Source organism: Cupriavidus sp. CuC1, assembly GCF_044627735.1.
In the GTDB taxonomy this organism is placed as follows: Bacteria; Pseudomonadota; Gammaproteobacteria; order Burkholderiales; family Burkholderiaceae; genus Cupriavidus; species Cupriavidus ulmosensis.
The window spans coordinates 84,825-111,287 of sequence record NZ_JBIUHC010000002.1 but is presented as its reverse complement, the minus strand read 5'-3'; the positions used below and the strand labels follow the sequence as shown (position 1 = coordinate 111,287).

The window sequence follows — 26,463 nt, the reverse complement described above, 5'->3', positions numbered from 1 at the left end:
CCTGATGAATACAGCGGCCCCGCGGGGCCGCTTTTGCATTGCAAGCCATGAACGACGATCAACTGCTGCGCTATTCGCGGCATATCCTGCTCGACGAACTCGGCATCGAGGGCCAGAGCCGGCTGCTTGCCAGCCACGCGCTGGTGATCGGCGCGGGCGGCCTGGGCGCTGCCGCCCTGCCCTACCTGGCCTCGGCCGGCGTGGGCACCATCACCGTGGTCGACGACGACGTGGTCGACCTGACCAACCTGCAGCGCCAGGTGATCCACACTACCGCCAATGTCGGACGCCCCAAGGTGGAATCGGCGCGCGAGGGCATGCTGCGCATCAACCCGGGCATCGACGTGCGCCTGGTGCGGGCACGCGTGGGCGCCGCCGAACTGGCACGCCTGGTGGCCGATGCCGGCGTGGTGCTCGATTGCAGCGACAACTTCGACACGCGCCAGGCCGTCAACCGCGCCTGCGTGCAGCACAGCGTGCCGCTGGTGTCCGGCGCGGCCCTGCGCTTCGATGGGCAGATCAGCGTGTTCGACCACCGCCAGCCGGGCGCCCCCTGCTATGCCTGCCTGTTCCCGCCCTCGCAGCCGGCGCAGGAGGTGGCTTGCGCCACCATGGGCGTGTTTGCGCCGCTGGTGGGGATGGTGGGCACGGTGCAGGCGGCCGAGGCCCTCAAGCTGCTGATGGGCGTTGGCACCACCCTGGCCGGCCGCCTGCTGATGGTCGATGCGCTTGGCATGGAATGGACCACGATGCGCCTCGCGCGCGTGGCCGATTGCGAAGTCTGCGCTGGCGCGCACGCGCAAGCCGCCCCCTAAGCTCCCCCGAAGCTCCCGCTAAGCGACCCGCGCGCATTCAAGCGCGAGTTCGCTCGCGCAGGAAAGCCAGCACCGCGGCGCGCTCGCCGCGGAACACGATCCTGGCCTCGCGCTGTTCGCGCTGGTAGGCATACATCGGGTCGTAGTATTGCTGCAGGAGCAAGGCGATCCAGCCCAGATGCAGGTCGGCATCGCCCGTTTCCTCCTGGCGCGCCAGCGCTTGGTCCAGCAAGTCCGAGAGCCGCTCGTAGCGCGTGCCGCCGAGCCGCTTGGCAATGGCCGCCATGGCATCGCGCAGGCGCGCCGCGTAGGCAGCGAAACCAGCCTGCTCACCCAGCGCCGCCATGAACTCCGCCGACAGGCCAAGCACGTAGTCCTCCAGCACGCGATGCATGCGCGCCTCGAAGGATTCCTCCAGCCAGACCAGCGGCGCCACCTGAATTGCCTGGTAGAAGGCCGGAGGCAGGTTGCGCGCGCCGATGAAGCGCCCCTCGTCCTCGACTACCAGCGCCGGCAACCCGGCCGCGCGATGGCGCAGCAGCGCAATCGCCAGGACATTCTCGAAATCGATCTGCGTAGGCTGCGCCACCGCGCGCCGGCCAAAGCTGGACCCGCGATGGCGGGCCTGGCCCTCCAGGTCGATGGCGGCGTCCTGGCAGCCGTTCGGGCCCGTGACCAGGTCAGTGATCAGCTCGGTCTTGCCACTCCCGGTCATGCCGCCCAGCACCAGCAGGCTGCATTCGGCGGCGGCGGCATCGAGGGTCTCGATCAGGAAGCTGCGCATCGCCTTGTAGCCGCCCGTGACGCGCGGATAAGCGATGCCGGCGTCCTCGCGCAACCACTGCTGCACGATCTGCGAGCGCATGCCGCCGCGGAAGCAGTACAGGTAGCCGTCGGGATGCGCCCGCGCAAAGGCCGCCCAGCCCGCGGTTCGCGCCGCGCGGATTTCGCCGGTCACAAGCTGGTGGCCTAGCGCGATCGCGGCCTGCGGCCCTTGCTCCTCGTAGCGCAAGCCCACCTGATGCCGCTCGGCATCGTCCATCAGCGGCAGGTTGACCGCGCCCGGAAACGCGCCACGCGCGAACTCCACCGGCGCGCGCGCATCGAGCAGCGGCGCGCCGGAAAGAAAGAGCTGCCGGAAATCCGCCGTATCCTCGCGCATCAGATCACCTCGACGGCATACCGGCCCTGCGCGACGAATTCGCCAACCGGCGCCAGCACCAGGCCAAACTCCGCGCAAGCCGCATGGAAATCGGCCTCGCCAGGAGGCTCGACCGCCACCAGCAAGCCGCCGCTGGTCTGCGGATCGCACAGCAAGGCGCGCTGCACCTCGCTCAACGCGCCGCCCTGATTGTCGATGCCGGCGCCAATCCGTGCGCCGTAGCTTTCGAAGTTGCGCTGGGTGCCGCCCGGCACGCAACCGGCCTCGACGTAGCGCAGCACTTCCGGCAGCAGCGGCACGGCGGCATAGTCAAGACGCGCTGTGAGGCGGCTGCCGTCGGCCATCTCGACAAGGTGCCCGAGCAGGCCAAAGCCGGTCACATCCGTCATGGCCCGCACGCCGGCCAGCTTGCCGAAGCGGCTGCCGGGACGATTGAGCACGCACATCCAGTCGCGCGCCAGGTTGACATCCTCGGCGCGCAGCTTGCCCTGCTTCTCGGCGGTGGTCAGCACGCCGATGCCCAGCGGCTTGGTCAGGTAGAGACGGCAGCCGGCGGTCGCGGTGTCGTTGCGTTTCAGGTGCGCGCGGTCGACCACGCCAGTCACCGCGAGCCCGAAGATAGGCTCCGGGGCATCGATGGAATGCCCGCCGGCCAGCGGAATGCCCGCGTCCTCGCAGGCACGGCGCCCACCGGCCACCACCTCGCGCGCCACCTCGGGCGGCAGCAGCTTCACCGGCCAGCCGAGGATGGCGATGGCCAGCAGCGGATCGCCGCCCATGGCATAGACGTCGCTGATGGCGTTGGTGGCAGCGATGCGTCCGAAGTCGAACGGATCATCGACGATCGGCATGAAGAAATCGGTGGTGGATACCACGCCACGGCCCTGCTCCAGCCCATCCAGCGCATAGACCGCCGCATCGTCGCGCGAGGCATTGCCCACCCACAGGCGCGGGTCCAGGTGTTGGTTGCCGCTGCCGGCAAGGATCACGTCGAGCACCTGCGGCGAAATCTTGCACCCGCAGCCGGCACCATGGCTGTACTGCGTCAGGCGGATCGGGTCTTCCATGATGCTGACTCCTGTCATTTGGTGTGGTGTGGTGTGGTGTGGTGTCGTGCGATGCCGATTCGGCGCCCTTTACCGCAGCATAGGCGGATCGCGCGCAAGCTGGCGCGAACAGCGGCCCTGGCAAGACGGTGAGGCGGGGGAAAGAATGGGAATCTGAATGATAGGGGTTACCGCCCGGATGCGGGCAGAGCCGGCAGCACCGAGTGGTGCCGCGCGGGTGCGGCCACTGGGTTCTTGCGAACTTGCGGCCGGCTGCTGGGCGGATTACTGCTCGCCCGGCTCCATCTGCGATTGCAGATAGTTCGGCAGGCCAACCTTGTCGATCAGGTCGAGCTGCGTTTCGAGGAATTCGATGTGCTCTTCGGTATCGGTCAGGATGTCGACCAGGATCTCGCGGCTAACGTAGTCGCCCACCGATTCGCAGTACGTGATGCCTTCCTTGACGGTGGCATGCGCGCCTTGCTCCAGCTTCAGGTCGCACTTGAGCATTTCCGGGGTGTCTTCGCCCAGCAGCAGCTTGTTGAGGTCCTGCAGATTGGGCAGGCCATCAAGCATCAGGATGCGATCGATCAGGCGGTCGGCATGCTTCATCTCACCGATGGACTCCTTGTACTCGATGTCGCCGAGCTTCTTCAGGCCCCAGTGGCGGTACATGCGAGCGTGCAGGAAGTACTGGTTGATCGCGGTCAGCTCGTTCTTCAGCTGCGCGTTCAGATGCTGGATGACCTTCTTGTCACCTTTCATTGGAGGCTCCTTGTTGCAACGGGCCCCCGCAAAAACGCGAAGCGGCGCAAGGCGCGCCGCAGGCAGTCAACACAAGCGAATACGCGCCGCAACCTGATAGTTGCGGGCGAGTTTAAGCAACCAGCTCGGTGCGCTGGTCGTTCGCGACTGCCGGGTCCCGAGTGTCCATTATGGCACGTGGCCCCGACGGCGAACAGGAGGAAATGTCTGCAATGCGGATCGTCGCGACCGTCACATTGCGTACCGCCGCGACGCCTTCGCAAAGCACCTGTTGGGCGCATTCGCGGCAGCGGCCACAGCACGTGCCAACACCCAGCGTTTCGGCCAGCTCGTCGAGCGTGGACACCCCTAGATGCGCAGCACCGTGAATTTCTCGGTCGGTAACCTGATTGCAGATGCAAACGTACACAAATCCCTCCTTGGGAGAGGGGCGACACCAGCATGTCACCCGCGATGTACGTCAGAATATCAGAGATCGAAAATGATAACAATTCCCATTAAATCACAAAAGGTACATGCCAAGAACACGGCACTTAGCCCGGGAATTGCAGATAAAGGGAACGTCACAACTGGCGGAAAAGTGCCTCATAAACCATCTGCACGGCGTTGGATTTTCGTAAAAACCTTAATGCAGCCAGGGTTGTCAGAGCAGCTTCAGCGCGCAGGCGAGCTCCTCCGGCTCGTAAGCGCTCAGCACCTGCTCCACCAGCCGCTCCAGTCGCTCGCAGTCGGCATGCAGGACTTCCTGCTTGACCCGCAGCAACTGCGAGGGATGCATCGAGAACTCGCGCAGCCCCATGCCCAGCAGCAGGCGCGTCATGGCGGGGTCCCCGGCCATCTCGCCGCACACCGCCACCGGCACGCCCGCGCGGTTGGCCTCGCGGATGGTGCGGGCGATCAGTTGCAGCACCGCCGGGTGCAGCGGGTCGTAGAGATGCGCCACGGCGTTGTCGGCACGATCGATGGCCAGCGTGTACTGGATCAGGTCGTTGGTGCCGATGGAGAGGAAATCCATGCGCCGCAGGAACAGCGGCAGCATCAGCACGGCGGCGGGGATCTCGATCATCGCCCCGACCTTGATGTTGGGGTCGAACGCCTGGCCGCGCGCGTCGAGCTGGCGCTTGGCCTGCGCGATCAGGTCCAGGGTCTGGTCGATCTCGCGGGCATGGGCCAGCATCGGGATCAGCAGCCGCACGGGGCCAAAGGCCGAGGCACGCAGCAGCGCGCGCAACTGGGTCAGGAACATGGCCGGCTCGGACAGCGACCAGCGGATCGCGCGCAAGCCCAACGCCGGATTGAGGGCCGTCTCGAAATCGTCGCCGCGCCCATCCCGGCCGTCTCGGCCATCCAGTGGCTTGTCGGCGCCGATATCGATGGTGCGGATCGTGACGGGCAGCCCGTGCATGGCGTCCACGGCGCCGCGGTACGCCTCGAATTGCTCTTCCTCGTCGGGCAGCTCGCCGCGCCGGTTCATGAACAGGAATTCGGAGCGGAACAGGCCCACGCCAACCGCGCCCGCGGTCAGCGCTGCGGTGGCATCCTCCGCCATCTCGATATTGGCCAGCAGGTCGATCTCGAGCCCGTCCAGGGTCACCGCAGGCGTATGGCGCAGGCGCTGCAGGCGCTTCTTTTCCAGCGCGCGCTCGCTCTGCCGGTGGCGGTACTCCTCGAGGATGATCGCGGATGGATCCACGATGACAAGGCCGGCATCGCCGTCGATGATGACCCAGTCGTCCTGGCGGATCAGCTCGCTGGCGCTCTGCACGCCCACGGCGGCGGGGATGTCGAGGCTGCGCGCCACGATGGCGGTATGGGAAGTGCGTCCGCCAAGGTCGGTCACGAAGCCGTGGAACACGGTGTGGCGGAACTGCAGCATGTCGGCCGGCGAGATGTCGTGGGCAACCACGATCACGCCGGGCGCCGGCTCGCCATCCGGGGCCAGCGAGGAAGGCGGCACAGGGGCCGGGGCCAGCACGGCCGCGCCGGCCAGCACCTTGAGAATGCGCTCGACCACCTGGCGGATGTCCGCCTTGCGCTCGCGCAGGTATTCGTCCTCGATTTCGTCGAACTGGCGCATCAGCTCTTCGAGCCGCGTGGTCAGCGCCCATTCGGCGTTGTAGCGCCGGTTGCGGATCAGTGCCTCGGGCTCGCGCGCCAGCGCCTCGTCATCGAGGATCATGGCATGCACGTCGAGGAAGGCGCCCAGTTCTTCCGGCGCCTCGCGCGGCAGATCCCGCTTGAGCGTGACCAGCTCGGCCCGCACCGCCGCGCGCGCCGAGCGCAGGCGCTCGACCTCGGCATCAAGCCGGTCTTCGTCGACCAGGTAATGGGAGACATCGAGCGCGGCAGGCGCCAGCAAATGCGCGCGCCCGATGGCGACGCCGCGCGAGACCGGGATGCCGTGCAGGGCAAATGGCATGTACCGCTCCGTCAGGAACGTTTAAAAAGTCTGGCCAGGGCCAGCCACCTTGGAAACGGCTCAGGATGCGGCGAAGCGGCCCCGGCCAGGCCCGCCGCGGCGTTCAGTGCCGCCGCCCTTCATCCCGAATCGGCCTCCTACTCCCCTTCTCCGAAGCGATTGGCGATGAGCGCCAGCAACGCGTCCATGGCCTCTTGCTCATCGGGTCCGTCGGTTTCGATGGTCACGGTCGAGCCGATGCCGGCGGCCAGCATCATCACACCCATGATGCTTTTGGCGTCGACCTGCCGACCATTGCGCGACATCTTGACCTGACTGACGAAGTTGCCCGCCAGTTGCGTCAGCTTGGCGGAAGCACGGGCATGCAGCCCAAGCTTATTGATTATGTTGGTGTCCCTCTGCAGCATATTTGTCGGGATGATTTGCGATCTGGTTCTGGACGGTGGTGGAGCCTACCTGCAGCACACCCTGCGAGCCCCCCGCCAGCGCCTTGAGGGCGAGCTGGTCGAGTTTCTCGGCACGGTAGCAGATGGCGCGCACCAGCATGGGAAGGTTGACGCCGGCAAGCACCTTGACGCGGCCCGGCTCGGCGAGGCGGGCGGCAATGTTGGCCGGCGTGGCGCCGAAGATATCGGTCAACACCAGTGCGCCGTTGTCTTCGCTAACCTCGGCCAGGCGGCGCCGGGCCTCGGCCAGCACGGCGGCGGGCTCGGCATCCGGCATGACGTCGATCGCCTCGAGCCGTTGGGGCTGGCCGCAGTAGACGTGGGCGGCGCACTCGCGCAATGCCGAAGCCAGCGGGGCGTGCGCGATGATCAGGATGCCTGCCATGGTGGTGAATCCGTTGGATTGACGCGATTGTAGCAGGCAGTCCGCCCGTGATTCAGCGCGAACGCGCCTGTACCGCGTGCTCGAGCGCGTCGATGAACATGGCGGCCACCTGGAACCCGGTCTGCTGCGTGATCTCCTGGAAGCACGTCGGGCTCGTCACATTGACCTCGGTCAGGTAATTGCCGATCACGTCCAGCCCAACCAGCAGCAGGCCTTGTTCCCACAGGCCCGGGGCCAGCGCCTCGGCGATCTCGCGATCGCGCGCCGAGAGCTCCTGGGCCCGGCCGGTGCCGCCCGCCGCCAGGTTGCCGCGCACTTCGCCGTCCTTGGGAATGCGCGCCAGCGAGTACGGCACTGGCACGCCGCCGATCAGCAGGATGCGCTTGTCGCCGTCCTTGATCTCGGGAATATAACGCTGCACCATCAGCGTGCGCGCGCCGTTTTCCCCCAGCGTCTCGATGATGGCGCCAAGATTCAGGCCGTCCGCGCCAACCCGGAAGATCCCCATCCCGCCCATGCCATCGAGCGGCTTGAGTATCACATCACGATGCTCCGCGTGGAACGCGCGAATACGATCCGCGTCACGGGTGACCAGGGTCGGCGTGATGTATTCGGGATAGCGGGCAATCGCCAGCTTTTCGGAATGGTCGCGGATCGCCTGTGGCTTGTTGAACACATTGGCGCCCTGCGACTCAGCCAGCTCCAGCAGCCAGGTGCTGGTCACGTACTCCATGTCGAAGGGCGGATCCTTGCGCATCACGATCGCATCGAAGCCGGTCAGCGGCTGCAGGCTGGGCTCGCCCGCGCGGTACCAGTCGTGGGCGTCGCCGGTCAGCTGCAGCGCACGCACCACGGCTTCGACCTGATGGGCCGAGAGCGACAGTTGCGACTGCAGGCAGGCAAACAGCTCATGGCCGCGTTCCACCGCCTCCACCATCATGGCGTAGGTCGAGTCCTTGTAGGTCTTGAAGGTGTCCAGCGGGTCGGTAATAAACAGAATGCGCATGTTGGCTCGTCCCGGTCGCAGCGTTTGTCTCAGAGAATCGGATTGGGGTCGGTCTTCTCGAGTTCCAGCGACGCCGCCAGCAAAGCCAGCCGCGCCACCACACCATACATATAGAAGCGGTTCGGCACGGCCGCGCCCGGCTTGGCGTGGCTATCCGGAATGCCGTTGGGCGCGAACGCCAGCGGCACGAAATGCGCGCCCGGCGCATTCAGGTTCTCGTCGTTGCCGCGGCCGGTATGGACGCGGTAGAAGCCGCCGACCACATAGCGGTCGATCATGTACACCACGGGCTCGGCCACCGCCTCGTTGACCTTCTCGAAGGTGTGCACGCCTTCCTGGATGATGACGTCATTGACCTCGAGGCCTTCCTTGACGACGCTCATCTTGTTGCGTTCCTTGCGGTTCAGCCCCTTGATCTCGGACGCATCCTTGATGGTCATGATGCCCATGCCGTAGGTGCCGGCATCGGCCTTGACCACCACATACGGCGTTTCCTTGATGCCGTATTCGCGGTACTTCTTGGCGATCTTCTTGAGCACGCCTTCGACCGAGTCGGCCAGCGCCTCCTCGCCAATGCGCTCATGGAAATCGATGCCACCGCACTTGGCGAAGTACGGGTTGACCATCCACGGATCGACGTCGATCAGCTTGGCGAACTTCTTGGCCACTTCGTCGTAGGCCGAGAAGTGGCTCGACTTGCGGCGCGTCGACCAGCCCGCGTGCAGCGGCGGCAGCAGGTATTGCTCGCTGATGTTCTCCAGGATCGGGGGAACGCCGGCGGAGAGATCGTTGTTGAGCAGGATCGAGCAGGGATCGAAGTCCTTGAGCCCCAGGCGGCGGCCGCGCGCGCCCAGGCGGGCCAGCGGTTCCACCACCAGCGTCTGCCCATCAGGCAGCTCGATCGGCGTGGGTTCGGTGATGTCTTCGGACAGCGAGCCCAGGCGGACGTTGAGGCCGGCCTGGCGCATGATCAGCGACAGCCGCGCCACGTTCTGCAGGTAGAACATGTTGCGCGTGTGACGCTCGGGGATCAGCAGCAGGTTCTTGGCGTCGGGGCAGATCTTCTCGATCGCCGCCATGGCCGCCTGGACGGCCAGCGGCAGCATTTCAGGCGCCAGGTTGTTGAACCCGCCAGGGAACAGGTTGGTATCGACCGGGGCCAGCTTGAAGCCGGCGTTGCGCAGGTCGACCGAACAGTAGAACGGAGGCGTATGTTCCTGCCATTCCAGCCTGAACCAGCGCTCGATGGACGGCGTCGCATCCAGGATCTTTTTTTCCAGCTCGAGCAGCGGACCGTTCAGCGCGGTGATGAGATGCGGGACCATAAACATCCTATTGATCGTCTTTATCGTTCGCCCAGATTGTAGAGGAACGGCCAATTGGCTGCTGGCGCTGCCTGAATAAGCATATGCGAGCGCCGGCATAAGGGATAAGGGATACGGATATGGGGATGGGCGCCCGGAATAAAAGGGGGGGGCCCAGGAGGAATCCGAAGCACTTCCGGGCGGCCTGCCAGCAGGGCCGGGAGGCAAAAAAAAAGCACGACCGGAGCCGCGCTTTCAAATGGCCTGACAGATACGGGGAGCGTTCTGCAGGTGGAGGAAACTGCCTCAGTGGCACTGTATGTGCGCTCCCCCTCAAAAACAATTGAAGCTTTTTAAGATCGGATTTAAGCACTTTGCGAAAAAACCGCCGGCTCCGCTTTCCGCCTGGCCCGACCGCCCGCGGCGGACGCCACACATGAAAAAAGCCCGGCACAAGGCCGGGCGAAACTCCTGAGAGAAGATTCCCAATCAGCTCTCCAGCACAACACCTTTACGATCAGGCTTCGTATGCGGTCTCGCCGTGCGAGGTGATGTCCAGACCCTCGCGTTCTTCTTCTTCCGGCACCCGCAGGCCGATCAGCATATCCACCAGCTTGAAGGCCACGAAGGCCACCACACCCGACCACACGATGGTGGTGAGCACGCCTTGGAACTGGATCCACAACTGGCCCATGATCGAATAGTCGTCCGAGACCTTGTTGGCCACGTAGTCGTAGATCCCCGTGCCGCCCAGGCTCGGCGCGGCAAACACGCCGGTCAGGAGCGCACCCAGGATGCCGCCCACGCCGTGCACGCCGAAGACGTCCAGGGAGTCGTCCATGCCCAGCAGCTTCTTCAGGCCGGTCACGCCCCACAGGCACAGCAGGCCAGCAGCGATGCCGATCACGATCGAGCCCATCGGGCCGACGAAACCGGCCGCCGGGGTGATGGCCACCAGGCCGGCAACCGCCCCCGAAGCACCGCCCAGCATCGAGGGCTTGCCCTTGCTGATCCACTCGCCGAAGGTCCAGGACAGCACCGCGGCGCAGGTTGCCAGCAGGGTGTTGACGAAGGCCAGCGCGGCCGAGCCGTTGGCTTCCAGCGCCGAGCCGGCGTTGAAACCGAACCAGCCGAACCACAGCAGCGAGGCGCCGACCATGGTGAAGGTCAGGCTGTGCGGACGCAGGGCCTCACGGCCAAAGCCGATCCGCTTGCCGAACATGAAGGCCCCCACCAGGCCAGCCACGGCTGCGTTGATGTGCACCACCGTGCCGCCAGCGAAGTCGAGCGCGCCCTTCTGGAACAGCCAGCCGCCCTTGGCCGTGGCTGCCGTGCCGGCTGCCGCGTCGGTGTACAGGTCAGGACCAGGCCAGAACCAGACCATATGGGCCATCGGGATGTACGAGAAGGTGAACCACAGCACCACGAAGACCAGCACCGCCGAGAACTTGGCACGTTCGGCGAAAGCGCCGATGATCAGGCCGCAGGTAATGGCTGCGAAGGCGCACTGGAAGGCGAAGTAAGCCAGTTCCGGTACCACCACGCCCTTGGAGAAGGTGGCAGCCACGGCATCGGCGTTGAGCCCCTTCATGAAGAGCCGGTCGGTGCCGCCAAAGAAGGCGTTACCCTCGGTGAAGGCAAAGCTGTAGCCGTAGACGGCCCACAGCAGCGACACCAGCGAGAAGATCACCAGGCATTGCATCAGCACCGACAACATGTTCTTCGAGCGGACCAGGCCGCCGTAGAACAGTGCCAGGCCGGGCAGCGTCATCAGGATCACGAAGGCCGTGGAGACCAGCAGCCAGGCGGTATCGCCCTTGTTGGGCACGGGTGCGGGCGCGGCAGCGGGAGCTGCAGCTGCAGCGGCGGCAGGAGCAGCAGCGGCAGGCGCCGCTGCCGCGGGAGCGGCGGCAGCCGGGGCCGGTGCCGCGGCGGCGGCCGGTGCCGAGGCTTCGGCTGCGGGCTTGTCCTGCGCCACAGCGTGGGTGGACATGCCGATGCCGGCCGTGCCCAGGGCCAGCGCCATGGCGCCGGTTGTCAGGATGCGCTTGAACCAGGATTTCATTGTGATTAACCTCTTGTCGTTGGGCTGTGCGTCACAGCGCGTCGCCGCCGGTCTCGCCGGTGCGGATGCGGATGACCTGCTCGATGGGGGCGACAAAGATCTTGCCGTCGCCAATCTTGCCGGTTCGCGCCGATTTCTCGATCGCCTCGATGGCCCGGTCGACCACGTCGTCCGGGACGGCCACTTCGATCTTCACCTTGGGCAGGAAATCCACGATGTATTCTGCGCCCCGGTACAGCTCGGTGTGGCCCTTCTGGCGGCCGAAGCCCTTGACTTCAGTCACGGTGATGCCGGACACGCCCACGTCCGAGAGCGCTTCGCGCACCTCGTCGAGCTTGAACGGCTTGATGACGGCGATGATCAGTTTCATCCGATTTCTCCTCTGAGCGGGACGGCCCGGCCTCGCGTCCGGCGCCCGCTCGACCTGATGCGTGTTTAGAAAGTCTTTGTGATTGAAGCCCAGGCGGTAGCCTTGCCCACGTAGCGGCCATACGAGTTGGTGTAGACCGACTTGTGCGCATTGGTGTCGATATAAGCAATCGCCAGCGCGAAGCCTTTGCCCAGGTCCTTGGTCAGCCCGAGCTTCCAGTCCGTGTACGAGGCGCTGTTCACGTGCTTCACGTTCTGGTAGCCGACGTGGGCATTGAGCGTCAGGTCCCAGAAGTTCAGCGGCACATTGGCCGACAGGTCGGCGTAGTAGCTGTACTTGCTGTCAGCGAAGCCGAACAGGTTGGTCAGCGCCTGCGAATATTTGAAGAACACCGGGCCAGCGCCGGCGCCGACATACAGCTCCGTGGTGTACGGGCGCGTGAAGCCGTTCGGGTAATCGCCCGGGTAGTAGTACTGCAGCACGCCTGCGTCATAGTTCCACTCCAGGCCAGCCAGCGTCACCGTGTTCTTGAAGCCACCGTAGAAGTCCATCTCGATCGGCGCCGAGACTTTCGGATTGCTGTCGCCGAGCCAGCTGATGCTCGAATTCCAGTTACCCACGTAGAAACCGCTCGAATGCGAGTAGTCGAACCCGCCCTGGATGGCCGGGCGGCGATTGGTCTGCATCAAGCCGCGATAGCGATACTCACTGGCCACGGTCACGTTGGCGGTGAAGGTGTGCGGCGAGGCCTCGGCGGCGGCAGCGGCGTCGGTAGGTGCACCTCCCTCCTGCGCACTGCTCTGGGCGAAGGCGGCGGGGGCGAGCCCGCAAAGCACAACTGCACTGGCGCTGACTGCAAGGGCCAACTTCTTCATGGGTTTATTCTCCTTTTCCTCTGGCTCGGTACTCGTGTGTTTGAAAGTAGTTTGTAGAACGAGGCTCCTGTCACCATTACTGCAACTGCCGTGCCAGGTTGGAGTCGAGGCATGAGAGCGTCATTTTGTGCGCAAAAAGGCATCAAAATGGACGAGACCGACGGTCTCCCAGCGAACTTACTGACGTTAAAAGGTGTTACCAGCCCGCGCTGGCGCTTTCCCGGGGACGCTTGAAGCGTGATAATCGGACCATGCCGGCGGCAAGTGCCGTGCACGCACCGCGTTTGTCCGCACCCCGTTTCGGTGCACCGCGATGCAGCATGCCGAATCCCGCCCACCCAGTTATCGCACCAAGGCGGTGCAAAAGGAGAACCAGTATGAAACCCACCGATCTCTTCAACGATTTCCAGGCCAAGATCAGCGAAGCCCTGCGCAATTCGCCGGCCAAGGACATCGAGAAAAACGTCCGCAGCATGATGACGCAGGGGTTTTCCAAGCTCGACCTGGTCACCCGCGAGGAATTCGACGTCCAATCGCAGGTGCTGGCACGCACCCGCGCGCGCCTGGAAGAACTGGAAGCCCGCGTGCAGGCGCTGGAAAGCCGCTCCGCAGGCGGGTCCGACACGCCTGTTTCGGGCTGAAGCCCTTGCAGCGTCCCGTGCGTGTCAGAGGGGTCCTGTGGATCCGATGATCCTCGACGCACCCCCCGACCGCCAGAATGGCCGCCGTACTCCGGCGGCCATTTTCGTTAACACTTCCTTGATGCATTTCGGAGTGAAATGAGCCTCGCCCTCCTGCGCAGCCGGGCGCTGACCGGCCTCGAGGCGCCACTGGTATCGGTCGAGGTGCACCTGGCCAACGGCTTGCCCGTCTTCAACATCGTCGGCCTGGCAGATACCGAGGTGCGCGAGAGCCGCGAGCGGGTGCGCGCGGCGATCCTCAACAGCGGCCTGGAGTTTCCCAGCCGGCGGATCACGGTAAACCTGGCGCCTGCCGACCTGCCCAAGGAGTCCGGGCGCTTTGACCTGCCGATCGCGCTGGGCATCCTCGCCGCGAGCGGGCAGGTCCCGATGGACGGCCTGGGCGCCAGCGAGTTCGCCGGCGAGTTGTCCCTGTCCGGCGAACTGCGTCCGGTACGCGGGGCCCTGGCCATGGCCATGGGCCTGGGGCGTGACAACGCGGCGCGGCAAGCCGCTGGCGAAGGCCCGCCGCGCAGCTTCGTGGTGGCAGCGGAAAACGCGCCCGAGGCAGCCCTGATCGACGGCGTGACGGTATATGCGGCGCGCTCCCTGCTGGAAGTCTGTGCTCACCTTGGCCCGCTGCCGGAGGATCGGCTGGCGCGTGCGGAGCCGCTCGTGGAGATCGCCGGGGGCGACCCGGCCGGCCCGGACATGTGTGACGTCCGGGGACAGGCGCAAGCGCGCCGCGCCATGGAGATCGCGGCGGCAGGGCAACATTCGGCCCTGCTGGTCGGGCCGCCCGGCACCGGCAAGTCCATGCTGGCGCAGCGTTTTCCCGGCCTGCTGCCGCCCATGACGCTGGACGAAGCGCTGGAATCCGCCGCGGTGCAGAGCCTGACCACCAACGGCTTTCATCCCGCCCGATGGCGCGAGCGTCCCTACCGGTCGCCACACCACACCGCGTCGGCGGCGGCGCTGGTGGGCGGCGGGAGCAATCCTCGCCCCGGCGAAATCTCGCTGGCGCACCAGGGCGTGTTGTTCCTGGATGAACTACCGGAATTCGACCGCCGGGTGCTGGAAGTCCTGCGCGAACCGCTCGAATCCGGCCGCGTCACCATCTCGCGCGCCACGCGCCAGGCCGACTTCCCCGCCCGCTTCCAGTTTGTCGCCGCCATGAATCCCTGCCCGTGCGGCTACCTGGGACACCCGTCGCGCCCGTGCCGGTGCACGCCGGACCAGGTGCTGCGCTACCAGTCCAGGCTGTCCGGGCCCCTGCTCGACCGCATCGACCTGCAAGTGGAGGTGCCGGCGCAAGACCAGCAGGAAATGCTCGACGGCCCGCCCGGCGAGTCCAGCGCCGAGGTGCGCCAGCGCGTGCTTGCCGCCCGCGCCCTGCAGCAGTCGCGCCAGGGCAAGCCCAACGCGGCCCTCGCCGGGCGCGAAATCGACGAGCACTGCCCGCTCACGCCAGAGGCACAGGCGCTGCTGCGCAGCGCCATGACCAAACTGGCGTGGTCGGCACGCGCGTATTTCCGGGCGCTGAAGATCGCCCGCACGATTGCCGATCTGGAGGGGACCGAGCTGTTGCAGCCCAGCCATGTAGCCGAAGCTATCCAGTACCGGCGCGCGTTGCGCACACCCTAGCCATCAACCCCGGGGCGGCGGCACGGCCACCGGGGGTTCCGATGGGGGCGGGGGTTCTTCGATCGGCGGGAGGTCAGGCGGCACGCCCGGAGGCAACGGATCCTCGGGCGGCGGCACGGTGTGGGCCGGCAGCGCATGCAATGGAGCCTGCTGTGGGGAAGAGCTTCGCATTGCTTGCCTCCGCTTAGGTTGCCCTCGTCTTACTCATTGAAGCAAACGCACCCGCGGGAAGCCAGCGATAGATGGGCAAACCGTTTTATAGCTGGACCGGGCCGGCGTGGATGCCGGCCCTCGCATCTCACGCCGGATGGCGCCTGACGAAGAACAGCGCCGCGCCAACGGCCACCAGCACGCTGCCGAAGATCCGGTTCTGCCAGCGCACCGCGCGCGCATTGCGCAACAGGCCGCGCATGCGCGAGGCCAGCAGCGCGTAGCCGTGCATCACCACCAGGTCCACGCCGCACATGGTCGCGGCCAGGATGGCAAGCTGGGGCCCGAGCGCATGGGCGGGATCGATGAACTGCGGCAACACCGCCACCATGAAGATGATGCCCTTGGGGTTGGTCACGTTGGTCAGCAAGCCCGTGGCAAAACGCCGGCGCGGGCTCAGCGCGGCCACGCGAGGCGCTTGCGTGCCCTGCGCGGCATCGTCCTGGCCGCCGTCCACCCGCGCGCGCCATTGCTGCACGCCGATGTAGATCAGGTAGAGCGCGCCGATCGTCTTGACCACGGCGAAGGCGTGCTCGGAGGCCACCAGCAGTGCGCCCAGGCCGCCGCCGGCCACTAGCAGGATGATGACCAGCCCGGTCTGCAAGCCAAAGATCGTGGTGGTGGTCTTGCGCAGGCCGTAGGACAGGCCATGGCTCATCGACAGCACCGCGCCAGATCCCGGCGACACGGCAATCACCCAACAGGCCGCGAAATAGGCCAGCCAAACATCCCAACGCATTGCGTTACTCCCTGGAAATAAAACTGTCTTGAAATCTGTCTTGAATCTCGACGCGCTCGGCTCAAAACGGGTGGAAACCCGTCAGGAACTGGTCGATCTGTTCCGCCTGGCGCTGGTCGCGCGCGGCGTCTCCCGCCTCCAGCACGACCGCCTGGTAGACATGCACGCCCGACGCCACCAGCCGCGCCGTCAGCCTGCGTGGCGCCTGGTCCTGTGGCGATACCGCGGCCACCTGCACCTCCAGGCCGTCTAGCGCCACGGCCGGCGATGCGGCCGACATCACTGTCACCTTGCGGGTCTTGACGGCATCGGCGGGGTGCGGCCCGAGGTTGCCGAGCAAGCCCTTCTGCATGGCATCCAGCGCCGCCTGCCGCAACTCGGCATCGTCGGCTGGCAAGGTCACGACACCCACGGCGAACAAGGTCTCGTCGACCCGGGCCGCGTCCATCGTCATGGGCAGCTTGCGCCCGGCGATGGAAACCTCGCGCGCGGCGCCGGACGGCTTGCCGGGATAGAGCGCCGCGTACGCACCTTCATTGGACTGGATGGTGCGCCAGTCATAGCGGGGCGAACACGCGAACAGCCCGGCGCCGAGCGCGCCCAGGACGATGGCTTTGGCAAGCGAGGACTGCGACAAGCGGAAATACCGTGGGAAACAGGCGTGGGGCATCAGGGCGGCGAATGCGGAAATAAGCCGCTATTATCGTGGAACCCGCGTGCCAGCGCTCATCCACATTGCCCGCCAATGCAAACCCAGCCGTCGATCCGGTCCATGCAGCCATCCCGTTGGGGTGTCTTTCGCACCGCATGCCATGCCGGCGTGGCAATGCTGGGGGCCGTCCTGGTAGCGGCGAGCACCGGCGCCCTGGCCGCCACGGCCCATCTGCCCCCGGCCAACGATCTGGCCACCCAGGCCGCCGCCGCGGCCAGCCGGGGCGAGCCCCTGGTGGTGCTGGTAACGCTGCCCGGCTGCGTGTACTGCGAAACGGTGCGCCGCAACTATCTCGGCCCGCAGGCCGCGGCGGGCGAAATCGAGGCGCGCGAGCTCGACATGACCGCCGACACGCCGCTGCGCAACGCCGATGGCAGCATGACCACCGCGCGGGAATGGGCGCGCAGCCGCAATGTGGCGGTAGCACCCACGGTGCTCTTCCTCGATGCGCGCGGCCGTTCGCTGGCCACGCCACTGCGCGGCATGCAGCCCGACTTCTACGGCGCCTACCTGGAGCAGGCGCTGGACCAGGCCCGCTCGGCACTGGCAACCAGGCCGCATTGAGGCTGGCGACGGCCCACCCGGCTGCGGCCAATCGTCGCATCCGCAGCGGCTCGGTGAATGCATCCGGCAGCGCCTCGGCAGCGGCAGTAGAATAGTGGCTTGTCTGACCTGTCGGCGAGCATCATGACGACCTCCGCTTCCCCCACCGCAGCCCCTCCCGCCTCGCGCAAGCTCTGGCCTGTCATTGCCGCCGTGCTGCTGGTCGCCGTGCTGGGCTGGTTCGGATACCGCGCCATCGCCCCCGCCAATGCGGCGCCGCCCGCCACGTTCACCCTGCTGTCGGGCGAAAAGGTCAGCACCGCTGATCTCAAGGGCAAGGTCTACCTGGTCAACTTCTGGGCCACCAGCTGCGTCACCTGCGTCAAGGAAATGCCGGACATGGTCCGCACCTATGACAAGTTCAAGGGCAAGGGCCTGGAATTCGTGGCCGTGGCCATGAGCTATGACCCGCCCATGTACGTGATGAACTATGCGCAAACACGCAAGCTGCCGTTCAAGGTGGCGATGGATTCCGACGGCGCGGCGGCCAAGGCCTTCGGCGAGGTGCAGCTGACCCCGACCACCTTCGTGATCGACAAGGACGGCCGCATCCTCAAGCGCTATGTGGGCGAGCCCGAGTGGGACGCGCTGCACAAGCTGCTCGACGGCGCGCTCGCCAAGGCGGCCTGAGCCGCTGCCCGGCCCACCTCCTCCGGCTGAAAAGGTGCCTTCCATGGCACCTTTTTTTATTGCCAGGGGCCGTCGGGCAATGCCCGGCTTGCGCATTCCGGCTGTATGGATATACAGTTACCGGCAGCTTTCCCCGCCCATGCCGGCCAGCGCACTTGCGCCCTGCATCCCCTAAGGCCCCCGCCCCGTGTTACTCGATCCCGATCCTAGCGCCGTGCTTTGCGACGCACCCGCCGTCAAGCAGCCCGATGCCGTGGATGCCGCCCCCGCCACGCCGGCCTACCTGTCCACCCTGAACCCGGAACAGCGCGCGGCCGTGACGCACGAGCCCGCGGCGCCGCTGCTGATCATCGCCGGCGCCGGCTCGGGCAAGACCAACACGCTGGCGCACCGCGTTGCCCACCTGGTGCTGGGCGGCGCGGACCCGCGCCGCATCCTGTTGCTGACGTTCTCGCGCCGTGCGGCGTCGGAGATGGGGCGGCGGGTCGAGCGTATCGTCGACCAGGCGCTGGGCATGCAAGCCTCCGGGGCGGGGCGCGCGGCGCTTACGTGGTCCGGCACCTTCCACGCCATCGGCGCGCGCCTGCTGCGCGAGTACGCGGAAACGCTCGGCCTGTCGCCCAGCTTCACCATCTGCGACCGCGGCGACGCCGCCGACCTGATGAACGTGGTGCGCCACGACCTGGGCCTGTCGGCCCAGGCTTCGCGATTTCCGCGCAAGGAAACCTGCCTGTCGATCTACTCGCGCGTGGTCAACACGCAGGCCCCGCTCGAAGACGTGCTCAAGCAATGGTTTCCACGCTACGCCATGTGGACGGACGCGCTGCGCGGGTTGTTTGCCGGCTACGTGCAAGCCAAGCAGAAGCAACAAGTGCTCGACTACGACGACCTGCTGCTCTACTGGGCGCAGGCGCTGGCCGAGCCCGTGCTGGCGCAGGACATGGGCGCGCGCTTCGACCACGTGCTGGTGGACGAATACCAGGACACCAATGCGCTGCAGGCCGCCATCCTGCTCGCGCTCAAGCCCGACGGACGCGGCCTGACAGTGGTGGGCGACGACGCCCAGTCGATCTACGCCTTCCGTGGCGCCACGGTGCGCAATATCCTCGATTTCCCCGCGCAGTTCACGCCGGCCGCGGACATGGTCACGCTGTCGCAGAACTACCGCTCCACCCAGCCCATCCTGGCCGCCGCCAATGCGGTGATCGGGCTGGCGGCCGAGCGCTATACCAAGGACCTGTGGTCGGAGCGCGGCTCGGCCGAGAAGCCGGAGATCGTGGTGGTCAACGACGAGGCGGACCAGGCCCGCTATGTGGTCGAGCAGATCCTGGCGCGGCGCGAAGCCGGGCTGGCGCTGCTCTCGCAGGCGGTGCTGTTCCGCGCCGCCGACCACAGCGCGCAGCTGGAGATCGAGCTGGTCCGGCGCAACATCCCGTTCGTGAAGTTCGGCGGCCTGAAGTTCCTGGAATCCACGCACGTGAAGGATGTGCTGGCGGTAGTGCGCTGGCTGGAAAATCCGCGCGACCGCATGGCGGGTTTCCGCAGCCTGCAGCTGTTGCCGGGCGTGGGGCCCAAGACTGCCGCGCGCGTGCTCGACGCAGTGGAAATCGCCACCGAGCCGCTGTTCGCCCTGGAATCCTTCGAGGCGCCGCCAGCCGCCGCCGAGGCCTGGCCCGACCTGCTGGCGCTGGCGCGCAGCCTGATGGCTCCGGCCGCGCCATGGCCCTCCGCCTTTGAGCAAGTGGTGGCGTGGTACCAGCCGCACCTTGAGCGCCTGCACGATGACGCCCCGGCGCGCGCTGCCGACCTGCAGCAACTGGAGCGCATCGCCGCCACCTATGCCTCGCGCGAGCGCTTCCTGACGGAGCTCACGCTCGACCCGCCGGACGCATCGAGCGACGAATCCGGCGTGCCGCTGCGCGACGAGGACTACCTGATCCTGTCCACCATCCACTCGGCCAAGGGCCAGGAATGGAAGGCCGTCTATGTGCTCAATGCGGTCGACGGCTGCATGCCTTCGGACCTGGCCACCGGCACCACCGAGGAAATCGAGGAAGAGCGCCGCTTGCTGTACGTGGCCATGACCCGCGCCCGCGACCACCTCGACATCGTGGTGCCGCAGCGTTTCTATGTGCACCAGCAGACCGCCTACGGCGATCGCCACGTCTACGCCTCGCGCACGCGCTTTTTGCCTAACCGCGTGATGCCGCTGTTCCACAGCCGGTCCTGGCCCCCGCCCCCGCCGGTGGCGGATGCGCCGGCCAAGGCGCCGCTGCCCAAGCTGGACCTGGCCGGCCGCATGCGCGATATGTGGCGTTGATATGCGCCGTTGACCTGGCGTTTGGCTGCCGTTGGAATCGAAGCGCTGGTTGGCTGCCCTGAATGAAGCCGATGGATGAGCCATGGCCCCGCACCATGACGATGGCTCTCCCTATCCCCTCAGGGGGAAATGGCTGGCTTAGCTCGGAGCCACTTGAAGCGAAGCCTTCGGTTGTTTCCAGCACGACAGCATATTGAGCGCCCGCCCTCTCCCCCGGCCCCTCTCCCACAAGTGGGGAGAGGGGAGCAAACCGGCGGTAGAGTCAAAGCATCACTCGGTGTAGCCGTGATTTCCGCCCCCAGGCGGAAATCACCCGCCCGCGATGCGCAGCGAGCCGTCAAGGTTTTCATCTCCCGTTATGCGGCGCCTCGTCGGCAAGCCAAAAGAGCGGAAAAGAGGGACCCATGTCTGAGCATCGCCCTAAGGCGATGTGAGTTTGGGTCCCGGCCGCTCTTTTGGCTTGCCGACGAGGAGTCTTTCGCCGCATCCGGGTCGCCTTCTTTGCCTACTTTCTTGGCGAGACAAGAAAGTAGGTCGCCTCCCCGCAGGGGAGGTGAAACTGCCTTTGACTTTAAGCCGTTGAGCTTTTGACGTTAAGCCGTTGAGCTTTTGACGTTAAGCCGTTGAATTTGCAGTGAAGCAGCACGGATGGTGAACAAGCAGGCATCCGACAAGCCAACCCCACATCCAACACCCGCCCTCTCCCCCGCCCCCACTCGACACGGTTGCTCTCCCACAAGTGGAAGAAGGGAGCAAACCCTGCTACAGCCCGTAGCGCTTGATCTTGTCGTACAGCGTGGCCTTGCCCACCTGCAGCAGGTCCGCCGCCTGGCTGACCGCGCCGCCGGTGCGCGCCAGCGTATCGGCGATGACGGCGCGCTCGTAGTGCTCCATGCGCTCCTTGAGCGGCGTGGAGTCGTCGAGCGCATCGGCGCGCGTGCCGCCCTCGGGCACGCCCAGCACCAGGCGGTCGGCGGCATTGCGCAGCTCGCGCACGTTGCCGGGCCAGGCGCGCTGCATCAGCGCCTGGCGCTGCAGCTCGGAGAGGATGGGCGCGGGGCGCTGGTAGCGCACCGCCGCCACCAGCATGAAATGCTCGAAAAGCGGCACGATGTCCTCGCGCCGCTCGCGCAGCGGGGGCAACGGGATGGTGACCACATTGAGCCGGTAGTAGAGATCCTGGCGGAACGTGCCTTGCGCCGCCAGCGTCTCCATATCCCCCTTGGCCGCGGCCACGATGCGCACATCGATGGCGATGGAGGCATTGGAGCCGAGGCGCTCCAGCGTGCCCTCCTGCAGCACGCGCAGCAGCTTGACCTGCAGCGCCAGCGGCATGCTCTCGATCTCGTCGAGGAACAGCGTGCCACCCGAGGCGTGCTCGAGCTTGCCCACGCGGCGCTTGCCGGCGCCGGTGAAGGCGCCGGCCTCGTGGCCGAACATCTCGCTCTCGAAGATGGCCTCGGGCACCGCACCGCAGTTCAGCGCCACAAAGGGCGCCTGGTGGCGCGGCGACAAGGCGTGCAGGCTGCGCGCCACCAGTTCCTTGCCGGTGCCGGTCTCGCCGTTGATCATCACGGGCACATCGGTGGCGGCCACGTTGGCCACCAGCGTGCGTACCTGCTCGATGGCCGGCGAGCGCCCGATGATGCGCGTGCCCGCGGCCGGGCCGGCCAGCTCGCGCCGCAGCGCGCGGTTCTCCAGCTCCAGCGCGCGCCGCTCCAGTGCGCGGCGCACGGTCTCGGTCAGGCGGTCGGCGCCAAAGGGCTTCTCGATAAAGTCGTAGGCGCCTTCGCGCATGGCCTGTACCGCCATGGTGATGTCGCCGTGGCCGGTGACGAGGATCACCGGCACGCCCGGCGCCGCGTTGCGGCAGTGGTGCAGCAGGTCCAGCCCGCTGGCGCCGGTGAGGCGCACGTCCGTCACCAGCACGCCGGGAAACTCCGGGGAGAGATGCGGCATGGCGGCTTCGGCAGAGGGCAGCGCCAGCACGGAGAAGCCAGCCAGCTCCAGGCTCTGCGCGGTAGCCTGGCGTACCAGGGGTTCGTCTTCGACGAACAGGACACGCAATCCGTCTTGCATGGCAATGCTCACTCAGTATGGGTGGGAGAGATGGACGTGGCGGCGGCGCGGGGCGCGCCGCCTTCGGGCGCGGGCGCGCGCCGCAGCATCACCACGAATTCCGCGCCGCCGCCGGGCCGGTCGGCCGCGCTCAGCTGCCCGCCGAACTCGCGCACGATGGACGACGATATGGCCAGGCCCAGGCCGAGCCCCTGGCCGATCTCCTTGGTGGTGAAGAAGGGTTCGAACAATCGCGGCAAGGCGTCGGCGGCGATGCCGGTGCCATTGTCGCGCACCGCGATGCTAACCGTGTTGCCGTGCTCGCTCACCGCCACCTCCACGCAGGGCGCGTGCGGCGCGGCCGTGGCCAGCGCATCGAGGGCGTTGCCGATCAGGTTTAGCAGCACTTGCTCGAGCTTGAGCTCATCCGCCCACACCGCCGGCCCGGGCGGCTGGGACAAGCCATCCACCTTCAGCGCGACGTGGCCCAGGCGCGGGGCCATCAGCGCCAGCACGTGATCCAGCGCGGCGCGCACATGCACCGCGTGCCGGCGCTGGCGCGCCTTGCCGGCAAACAGCTTGAGCTGCCCGGTGATCTTGCCCATGCGCGTGGTGAGGTCGGCAATGGCAACGAGGTTGCCGGTAGCCGCATCGAGCTGCCCGCGCTCCAGCAGCACGCGCGTGTTGTCGGAGAACGTGCGCAGGGCCGCCAGCGGCTGGTTCAGCTCATGCGTGATGCCGGCTGCCATCTGGCCCAGCGCCGCCAGCTTGCTGGCCTGCACCAGTTCGTCCTGCGCCGCGCGCAGCTCGCTCTCGGCGCGGATGCGCTCCGCCACTTCGGCTTCCAGCTGCTCGTTGATGGCCATCAGGTCGGCGGTGCGCGCCTCCACCCGGCGCTCCAGCTCGTCGTAGGCGGCTTCGAGCAGGCGCCTGCCGTATTCGATATCGCGCGCACGCTGGCGGCGCTGGCGCCAGTTGAACAGCAGCAGGCACATGCACGCATAGGCCAGCGCCGCCCCGACGGTGGCATTGCGCGCACTGGCCAGCACCGGGTCCAGCGCGGCCATCACCTGCATGGTCCAGTCGGCCGGGCCCACCTTGCGGCTGATCTCGAGGTAGCGCTCGGCGTTGCTGCCGGTGCCGATGCGCACCAGCCGCGCGCCCTCGCCCAGCACTGTCCGGCCGAGCCACTGCGTAACGGGGGATTGCAGCGCCTCCAGCGGCAGCGGCCTGACTTCCTGGTCATGGTACTGGCGCGTGCGGTCCAGCTCGGATTGCAGCTCGCTCGGCAGCGGCTGCAACGTGCGGTACTGCCAGGCCGGCACCGAGGAGAGGAAGATCACGCCATGCTCGTCGCTCACCATCACCGGCTCGGCGCCGCCGGCGCCAGCGCGCTGGAACCACTCCAGGTTGAGCTTGACCACGGTCACGCCCACCACGCGGCCCCCAACCTTCACGGGCTGGGCAATGTAGTAGCCGGGCTCGTCGCTGGTGATGCCGATGGCGTAGAAGCGCCCGATCTCTCCGCGCGATGCGCTCTGGAAGTAAGGGCGGAAGCGGTAGTCGGTGCCGACAAAGCTGCCCGGCTCGTCATGGTTGCTGGCGGCCAGCGCGAGGCCGTTGGCGGCAATGACATAGGTGGCCGAAGCGCGCGCGCGGCGATTGACTTCGGACAGGTAGCGGTTGGCCGCCGCCACGCGCACGGGATCGCCGGGCGCGGCCAGCAGGTCATGGACAAAGGGATGGAGCGAGACCAGCGCGGGGAGGAACTCGTAGCGGTCGAGCGTGCTTTCCAGCGTGGCCGCGTAGCGATCGGCGCGGGTGGCCGTGGCCTGCTGCAGCCCATCGATGCCGCGCTGCATCGAAACCAGCCAGGTCAGCGAGCACAGGACTACCAGGCCGACGGCAAGTGCCGCGGCGAAGCCCCGCCAGGTTCCGCCGCCATCGCCTGGCGCGTGCACCAGGCGGGCGGAAGCGGGATCATGCACGGCGAGGAAATCGTCGGAATGTGGCATCGGCGCATGCGTTGGGACACGCGCCGATGATACCCGCTGGCGGGCGGCGCCGGCTGGCGCCGCCGCTCCGGAGGCCGGGACCTCAGCGGACGCCGGTGCCGGCTTCGGCGAGTTCGGCCGTGTCATCGCCGCCACGGCGCAGCATGCGGTCAAGCTGCGCGCGGTCGAGTTCATGCTCCCACGCCGACATCACCACCGTCGCCACGCCGTTGCCGATGATATTGGTCAGCGCACGGCACTCGCTCATGAAGCGGTCGATGCCGAGGATCAGTACCATGCCGGCCACCGGAATGTCCGGCACCACCGCCAGCGTGGCGGCCAGCGTGATGAAGCCGGAGCCGGTCACGCCGCTGGCGCCCTTGGAGGTGATCATCGCCACGCCCAGGACGGTGAGCTGCTGCAGCAGTGTGAGCTCGATGCCGGTGGCCTGGGCGATGAAGAGCACCGCCATGGTCATGTAGATGTTGGTGCCATCGAGGTTGAAGGAGTAGCCCGTGGGCACCACCAGCCCCACCACCGATTTGGAGCAGCCCAGCTTTTCCAGCTTTTCCATCAGGTGCGGCAGCGCCGCCTCCGACGAGCTGGTGCCCAGCACGATCAGCAGCTCTTCCTTGATGTAGGAAATGAAGCGGAAGATGTTGAAGCCCGTCAGGCGCGCTACCGTGCCCAGCACCACCACCACGAAGACGATCGCGGTGACGTAGAAGGTGCCGATCAGCTTGAGCAGCGGCACCAGCGAGCCCAGGCCGTACTTGCCGATGGTAAAGGCCATCGCGCCGAACGCGCCCAGCGGTGCCACCCGGGTGATCACGTGAACGATGTGGAAGAACACCTTGGACACCTGCTCGACGAAGTCGAACACGATCTTCGAGCGCTCACCCATGGCCGCCAGCGCCGAGCCGAAGAACAGCGAGATCAGCAGGATCTGCAGGATGTCGCCGTTGGCGAACGCGCTGACCATCGTATCCGGGATGATGTGCATGAAGAACTCGACCGTGCTCTGGCCATGCGCCTGCGTCACATATTGCGAGATCGCCTTGGTGTCGAGCGTGGCCGGATCGATGTTGAAGCCCACGCCCGGCTTGAGCAGGTGCGCGGACAGCAGGCCGATCAACAGCGCGAAGGTGGAGATCACCTCGAAGTAAAGCAGCGCCTTGCCGCCGACCCGGCCCACCTTCTTCATGTCGCGCATGCCGGCGATGCCGGACACCACGGTACAGAAGATGATCGGACCGATGATCATCTTGATCAGTTTGATGAAGCCATCGCCCAGCGGCTTCATGGCTACGCCCGTAGCGGGCCAGAAATGCCCGAGCACGATGCCCACCGCGATGGCGAACAGCACCTGCACGTACAGGATCTTGTAAAAGGGTTTCCTCATGATGTCGTCCTCGGTATTTGACCGTGCCCGCCGCCGCAGCAGCGGCAGGTTCGCGCGCCCTGCAAATGGAGCGTGTCTGCCTTAAGCATCGCAACGGCCGTGCCAGGCCGGCCGGCGCCGCCAAGTCACTGATTTCAAAAGGAAGCTGGCAAAGCGGACGACCGTTCACTCCGATTTTCCGGAATTCCGGAAAACGGCCGTCCGGAGATCCGGACGATCTGGCCGGCGTGGGTGCGCGCTACGCCACCCGCGGCCGCGGCGCAGCACGCGCGGCTTCGAAGCGCGTTCCCAAAGCGTCGAACCGCCCCCCATGACGCCGTATAATTCAGCCCTTCCACCCATTCCTTGCGGCCGGCGCGCGCCCCGGGCACTCTTTGCCTCCTGCGTTGCCGCCGCCGATACGCCCACCACGCATGCGCAGCCATTACCAGCACCACGTTTTCTTCTGCCTCAACCAGCGCGAGGACGGCGGCGCCTGCTGCGGCGCGCATCACGCGCAGGCCATGCAGGAATACGCCAAGAAACGCTGCAAGGCGCTTGGTATTTCCGGCGGCGAAGGCCGCGTGCGCATCAACAAGGCCGGCTGCCTGAACCGTTGTGAACTCGGCCCGGTGCTGGTGGTCTATCCCGAGGCCGTCTGGTACACCTTCGTCGACGAGCAGGACATCGACGAGATCATCGAGAGCCATCTGGTGGGCGGCAAGCCGGTCGAACGCCTGATGGTCGATCACTGATTGACCTCAGCCGCCAGCCTCGGCTGAAACGCTGAATCACTGAAACCCGGGCGCCACGGCGCCAGAGCCAGTCACCCTG

At 66.6% G+C, this 26,463-nt stretch carries 24 protein-coding genes; 7 read left to right on the top strand and 17 right to left on the bottom strand.

What is annotated here, in order from left to right; all coding sequences use genetic code 11:
- Positions 1-47: 47 nt before the first annotated feature.
- On the top strand, positions 48-815 hold the full coding sequence (locus ACGLHR_RS01310) for a HesA/MoeB/ThiF family protein (protein WP_400091431.1): 768 nt from the start codon (positions 48-50) through the stop codon (positions 813-815).
- A 37-nt stretch (positions 816-852) separates the two neighbouring features.
- Here ACGLHR_RS01310 and mnmH read toward each other — a convergent pair whose 3' ends face one another.
- The 12 genes from mnmH to ACGLHR_RS01250 all read right to left on the bottom strand — a co-directional run bounded on the left by mnmH (position 853) and on the right by ACGLHR_RS01250 (position 12,658).
- The gene (mnmH, locus tag ACGLHR_RS01305) at positions 853-1,977 is read right to left on the bottom strand and encodes a tRNA 2-selenouridine(34) synthase MnmH (protein WP_400091430.1); all 1,125 of its coding nucleotides are present in this window, start codon (positions 1,975-1,977) and stop codon (positions 853-855) included.
- Positions 1,977-3,044, bottom strand: coding sequence for a selenide, water dikinase SelD (gene selD / locus ACGLHR_RS01300; protein WP_400091428.1), 1,068 nt, complete (start codon positions 3,042-3,044; stop codon positions 1,977-1,979). The genes mnmH and selD overlap by 1 nt, the downstream gene beginning before the upstream one ends.
- Before the next feature lie 264 nt (positions 3,045-3,308).
- Positions 3,309-3,788 (bottom strand): bacterioferritin, encoded by a 480-nt coding sequence (gene bfr, locus ACGLHR_RS01295; RefSeq protein WP_267605363.1) that lies wholly within the window; start codon positions 3,786-3,788, stop codon positions 3,309-3,311.
- A gap of 112 nt (positions 3,789-3,900) precedes the next feature.
- On the bottom strand, positions 3,901-4,197 hold the full coding sequence (locus tag ACGLHR_RS01290) for a (2Fe-2S)-binding protein (RefSeq protein WP_318231616.1): 297 nt from the start codon (positions 4,195-4,197) through the stop codon (positions 3,901-3,903).
- Between the two features lie 234 nt (positions 4,198-4,431).
- Positions 4,432-6,207, bottom strand: a complete 1,776-nt coding sequence (ptsP, locus tag ACGLHR_RS01285) for a phosphoenolpyruvate--protein phosphotransferase (protein WP_043343319.1) — start codon at positions 6,205-6,207, stop codon at positions 4,432-4,434.
- A 137-nt stretch (positions 6,208-6,344) separates the two neighbouring features.
- Positions 6,345-6,614 (bottom strand): HPr family phosphocarrier protein, encoded by a 270-nt coding sequence (locus ACGLHR_RS01280; RefSeq protein ID WP_035861002.1) that lies wholly within the window; start codon positions 6,612-6,614, stop codon positions 6,345-6,347.
- Positions 6,583-7,038: a PTS sugar transporter subunit IIA gene (locus ACGLHR_RS01275; protein WP_318231618.1), complete on the bottom strand. Its 456-nt coding sequence runs from the start codon at positions 7,036-7,038 to the stop codon at positions 6,583-6,585. Before ACGLHR_RS01275 ends, ACGLHR_RS01280 begins: the two co-directional genes overlap by 32 nt.
- 52 nt (positions 7,039-7,090) lie before the next feature.
- The gene (gene gshB / locus ACGLHR_RS01270) at positions 7,091-8,044 is read right to left on the bottom strand and encodes a glutathione synthase (RefSeq protein WP_267605358.1); all 954 of its coding nucleotides are present in this window, start codon (positions 8,042-8,044) and stop codon (positions 7,091-7,093) included.
- Positions 8,045-8,073: 29 nt separating this feature from the next.
- The gene (gene gshA / locus ACGLHR_RS01265; protein ID WP_400091425.1) at positions 8,074-9,369 is read right to left on the bottom strand and encodes a glutamate--cysteine ligase; all 1,296 of its coding nucleotides are present in this window, start codon (positions 9,367-9,369) and stop codon (positions 8,074-8,076) included.
- Positions 9,370-9,865: 496 nt separating this feature from the next.
- A complete protein-coding gene (locus ACGLHR_RS01260; protein WP_400091424.1) occupies positions 9,866-11,413 on the bottom strand; it encodes an ammonium transporter in 1,548 nt (515 codons plus the stop codon).
- A 31-nt stretch (positions 11,414-11,444) separates the two neighbouring features.
- Positions 11,445-11,783, bottom strand: a complete 339-nt coding sequence (locus tag ACGLHR_RS01255) for a P-II family nitrogen regulator (protein WP_006159494.1) — start codon at positions 11,781-11,783, stop codon at positions 11,445-11,447.
- 65 nt (positions 11,784-11,848) lie between these two features.
- The gene (locus ACGLHR_RS01250; protein ID WP_400091421.1) at positions 11,849-12,658 is read right to left on the bottom strand and encodes a TorF family putative porin; all 810 of its coding nucleotides are present in this window, start codon (positions 12,656-12,658) and stop codon (positions 11,849-11,851) included.
- A gap of 377 nt (positions 12,659-13,035) precedes the next feature.
- Here ACGLHR_RS01250 and ACGLHR_RS01245 point away from each other — a divergent pair, with 377 nt between their 5' ends.
- Both ACGLHR_RS01245 and ACGLHR_RS01240 read left to right on the top strand, forming a co-directional pair.
- Complete coding sequence (locus ACGLHR_RS01245; RefSeq protein ID WP_043343307.1) at positions 13,036-13,299, top strand: accessory factor UbiK family protein; 264 nt, start codon at positions 13,036-13,038, stop codon at positions 13,297-13,299.
- A 138-nt stretch (positions 13,300-13,437) separates the two neighbouring features.
- Positions 13,438-14,982, top strand: coding sequence for a YifB family Mg chelatase-like AAA ATPase (locus ACGLHR_RS01240; protein WP_400091419.1), 1,545 nt, complete (start codon positions 13,438-13,440; stop codon positions 14,980-14,982).
- A gap of 298 nt (positions 14,983-15,280) precedes the next feature.
- On the opposite strand, the gene ACGLHR_RS01235 is transcribed toward ACGLHR_RS01240, so the two are convergent.
- On the bottom strand, positions 15,281-15,931 hold the full coding sequence (locus ACGLHR_RS01235; RefSeq protein ID WP_267605327.1) for a LysE family transporter: 651 nt from the start codon (positions 15,929-15,931) through the stop codon (positions 15,281-15,283).
- A 61-nt stretch (positions 15,932-15,992) separates the two neighbouring features.
- Positions 15,993-16,601 carry a hypothetical protein gene (locus ACGLHR_RS01230; RefSeq protein WP_400091416.1) on the bottom strand — a complete coding sequence of 203 codons (609 nt, stop codon included), beginning with the start codon at positions 16,599-16,601 and terminating at the stop codon, positions 15,993-15,995.
- Positions 16,602-16,757: 156 nt separating this feature from the next.
- On the opposite strand from ACGLHR_RS01230, the gene ACGLHR_RS01225 reads away from it, so the two are divergent.
- From ACGLHR_RS01225 to ACGLHR_RS01215, 3 genes are all read left to right on the top strand, one after another.
- Positions 16,758-17,207 carry a thioredoxin gene (locus ACGLHR_RS01225; RefSeq protein WP_400091491.1) on the top strand — a complete coding sequence of 150 codons (450 nt, stop codon included), beginning with the start codon at positions 16,758-16,760 and terminating at the stop codon, positions 17,205-17,207.
- Between the two features lie 123 nt (positions 17,208-17,330).
- Complete coding sequence (locus ACGLHR_RS01220; RefSeq protein ID WP_400091413.1) at positions 17,331-17,876, top strand: TlpA disulfide reductase family protein; 546 nt, start codon at positions 17,331-17,333, stop codon at positions 17,874-17,876.
- A 214-nt stretch (positions 17,877-18,090) separates the two neighbouring features.
- A complete protein-coding gene (locus ACGLHR_RS01215) occupies positions 18,091-20,196 on the top strand; it encodes an ATP-dependent helicase (RefSeq protein WP_400091489.1) in 2,106 nt (701 codons plus the stop codon).
- Between the two features lie 762 nt (positions 20,197-20,958).
- Here ACGLHR_RS01215 and ACGLHR_RS01210 read toward each other — a convergent pair.
- From ACGLHR_RS01210 to ACGLHR_RS01200, 3 genes are all read right to left on the bottom strand, one after another.
- Positions 20,959-22,275, bottom strand: coding sequence for a sigma-54 dependent transcriptional regulator (locus ACGLHR_RS01210; RefSeq protein WP_318231625.1), 1,317 nt, complete (start codon positions 22,273-22,275; stop codon positions 20,959-20,961).
- 8 nt (positions 22,276-22,283) lie between these two features.
- Positions 22,284-24,269, bottom strand: coding sequence for an ATP-binding protein (locus ACGLHR_RS01205; protein WP_400091412.1), 1,986 nt, complete (start codon positions 24,267-24,269; stop codon positions 22,284-22,286).
- Between the two features lie 82 nt (positions 24,270-24,351).
- Positions 24,352-25,653, bottom strand: coding sequence for a dicarboxylate/amino acid:cation symporter (locus tag ACGLHR_RS01200; RefSeq protein ID WP_400091488.1), 1,302 nt, complete (start codon positions 25,651-25,653; stop codon positions 24,352-24,354).
- 410 nt (positions 25,654-26,063) lie between these two features.
- Here ACGLHR_RS01200 and ACGLHR_RS01195 point away from each other — a divergent pair, with 410 nt between their 5' ends.
- Positions 26,064-26,384 carry a (2Fe-2S) ferredoxin domain-containing protein gene (locus tag ACGLHR_RS01195; RefSeq protein ID WP_400091410.1) on the top strand — a complete coding sequence of 107 codons (321 nt, stop codon included), beginning with the start codon at positions 26,064-26,066 and terminating at the stop codon, positions 26,382-26,384.
- The last annotated feature ends 79 nt before the right edge of the window (positions 26,385-26,463 follow it).

Bases quoted from the DNA above. Each gene is read 5' to 3' on its own strand.
- ACGLHR_RS01245 (WP_043343307.1), top strand. From the start codon at position 13,036: ATGAAACCCACCGATCTCTTCAACGATTTCCAGGCCAAGATCAGCGAA.
- ACGLHR_RS01280 (WP_035861002.1), bottom strand. From the start codon at position 6,614: ATGCTGCAGAGGGACACCAACATAATCAATAAGCTTGGGCTGCATGCC.
- ACGLHR_RS01230 (WP_400091416.1), bottom strand. From the start codon at position 16,601: ATGCCCCACGCCTGTTTCCCACGGTATTTCCGCTTGTCGCAGTCCTCG.
- selD (WP_400091428.1), bottom strand. From the start codon at position 3,044: ATGGAAGACCCGATCCGCCTGACGCAGTACAGCCATGGTGCCGGCTGC.
- gshA (WP_400091425.1), bottom strand. From the start codon at position 9,369: ATGGTCCCGCATCTCATCACCGCGCTGAACGGTCCGCTGCTCGAGCTG.
- mnmH (WP_400091430.1), bottom strand. From the start codon at position 1,977: ATGCGCGAGGATACGGCGGATTTCCGGCAGCTCTTTCTTTCCGGCGCG.
- ACGLHR_RS01195 (WP_400091410.1), top strand. From the start codon at position 26,064: ATGCGCAGCCATTACCAGCACCACGTTTTCTTCTGCCTCAACCAGCGC.
- ACGLHR_RS01220 (WP_400091413.1), top strand. From the start codon at position 17,331: ATGACGACCTCCGCTTCCCCCACCGCAGCCCCTCCCGCCTCGCGCAAG.
- ACGLHR_RS01210 (WP_318231625.1), bottom strand. From the start codon at position 22,275: ATGCAAGACGGATTGCGTGTCCTGTTCGTCGAAGACGAACCCCTGGTA.
- ACGLHR_RS01275 (WP_318231618.1), bottom strand. From the start codon at position 7,038: ATGGCAGGCATCCTGATCATCGCGCACGCCCCGCTGGCTTCGGCATTG.
- ACGLHR_RS01255 (WP_006159494.1), bottom strand. From the start codon at position 11,783: ATGAAACTGATCATCGCCGTCATCAAGCCGTTCAAGCTCGACGAGGTG.
- bfr (WP_267605363.1), bottom strand. From the start codon at position 3,788: ATGAAAGGTGACAAGAAGGTCATCCAGCATCTGAACGCGCAGCTGAAG.
- ACGLHR_RS01240 (WP_400091419.1), top strand. From the start codon at position 13,438: ATGAGCCTCGCCCTCCTGCGCAGCCGGGCGCTGACCGGCCTCGAGGCG.
- ACGLHR_RS01205 (WP_400091412.1), bottom strand. From the start codon at position 24,269: ATGCCACATTCCGACGATTTCCTCGCCGTGCATGATCCCGCTTCCGCC.
- gshB (WP_267605358.1), bottom strand. From the start codon at position 8,044: ATGCGCATTCTGTTTATTACCGACCCGCTGGACACCTTCAAGACCTAC.
- ACGLHR_RS01250 (WP_400091421.1), bottom strand. From the start codon at position 12,658: ATGAAGAAGTTGGCCCTTGCAGTCAGCGCCAGTGCAGTTGTGCTTTGC.
- ACGLHR_RS01260 (WP_400091424.1), bottom strand. From the start codon at position 11,413: ATGAAATCCTGGTTCAAGCGCATCCTGACAACCGGCGCCATGGCGCTG.
- ptsP (WP_043343319.1), bottom strand. From the start codon at position 6,207: ATGCCATTTGCCCTGCACGGCATCCCGGTCTCGCGCGGCGTCGCCATC.
- ACGLHR_RS01225 (WP_400091491.1), top strand. From the start codon at position 16,758: ATGCTGGGGGCCGTCCTGGTAGCGGCGAGCACCGGCGCCCTGGCCGCC.
- ACGLHR_RS01235 (WP_267605327.1), bottom strand. From the start codon at position 15,931: ATGCGTTGGGATGTTTGGCTGGCCTATTTCGCGGCCTGTTGGGTGATT.
- ACGLHR_RS01310 (WP_400091431.1), top strand. From the start codon at position 48: ATGAACGACGATCAACTGCTGCGCTATTCGCGGCATATCCTGCTCGAC.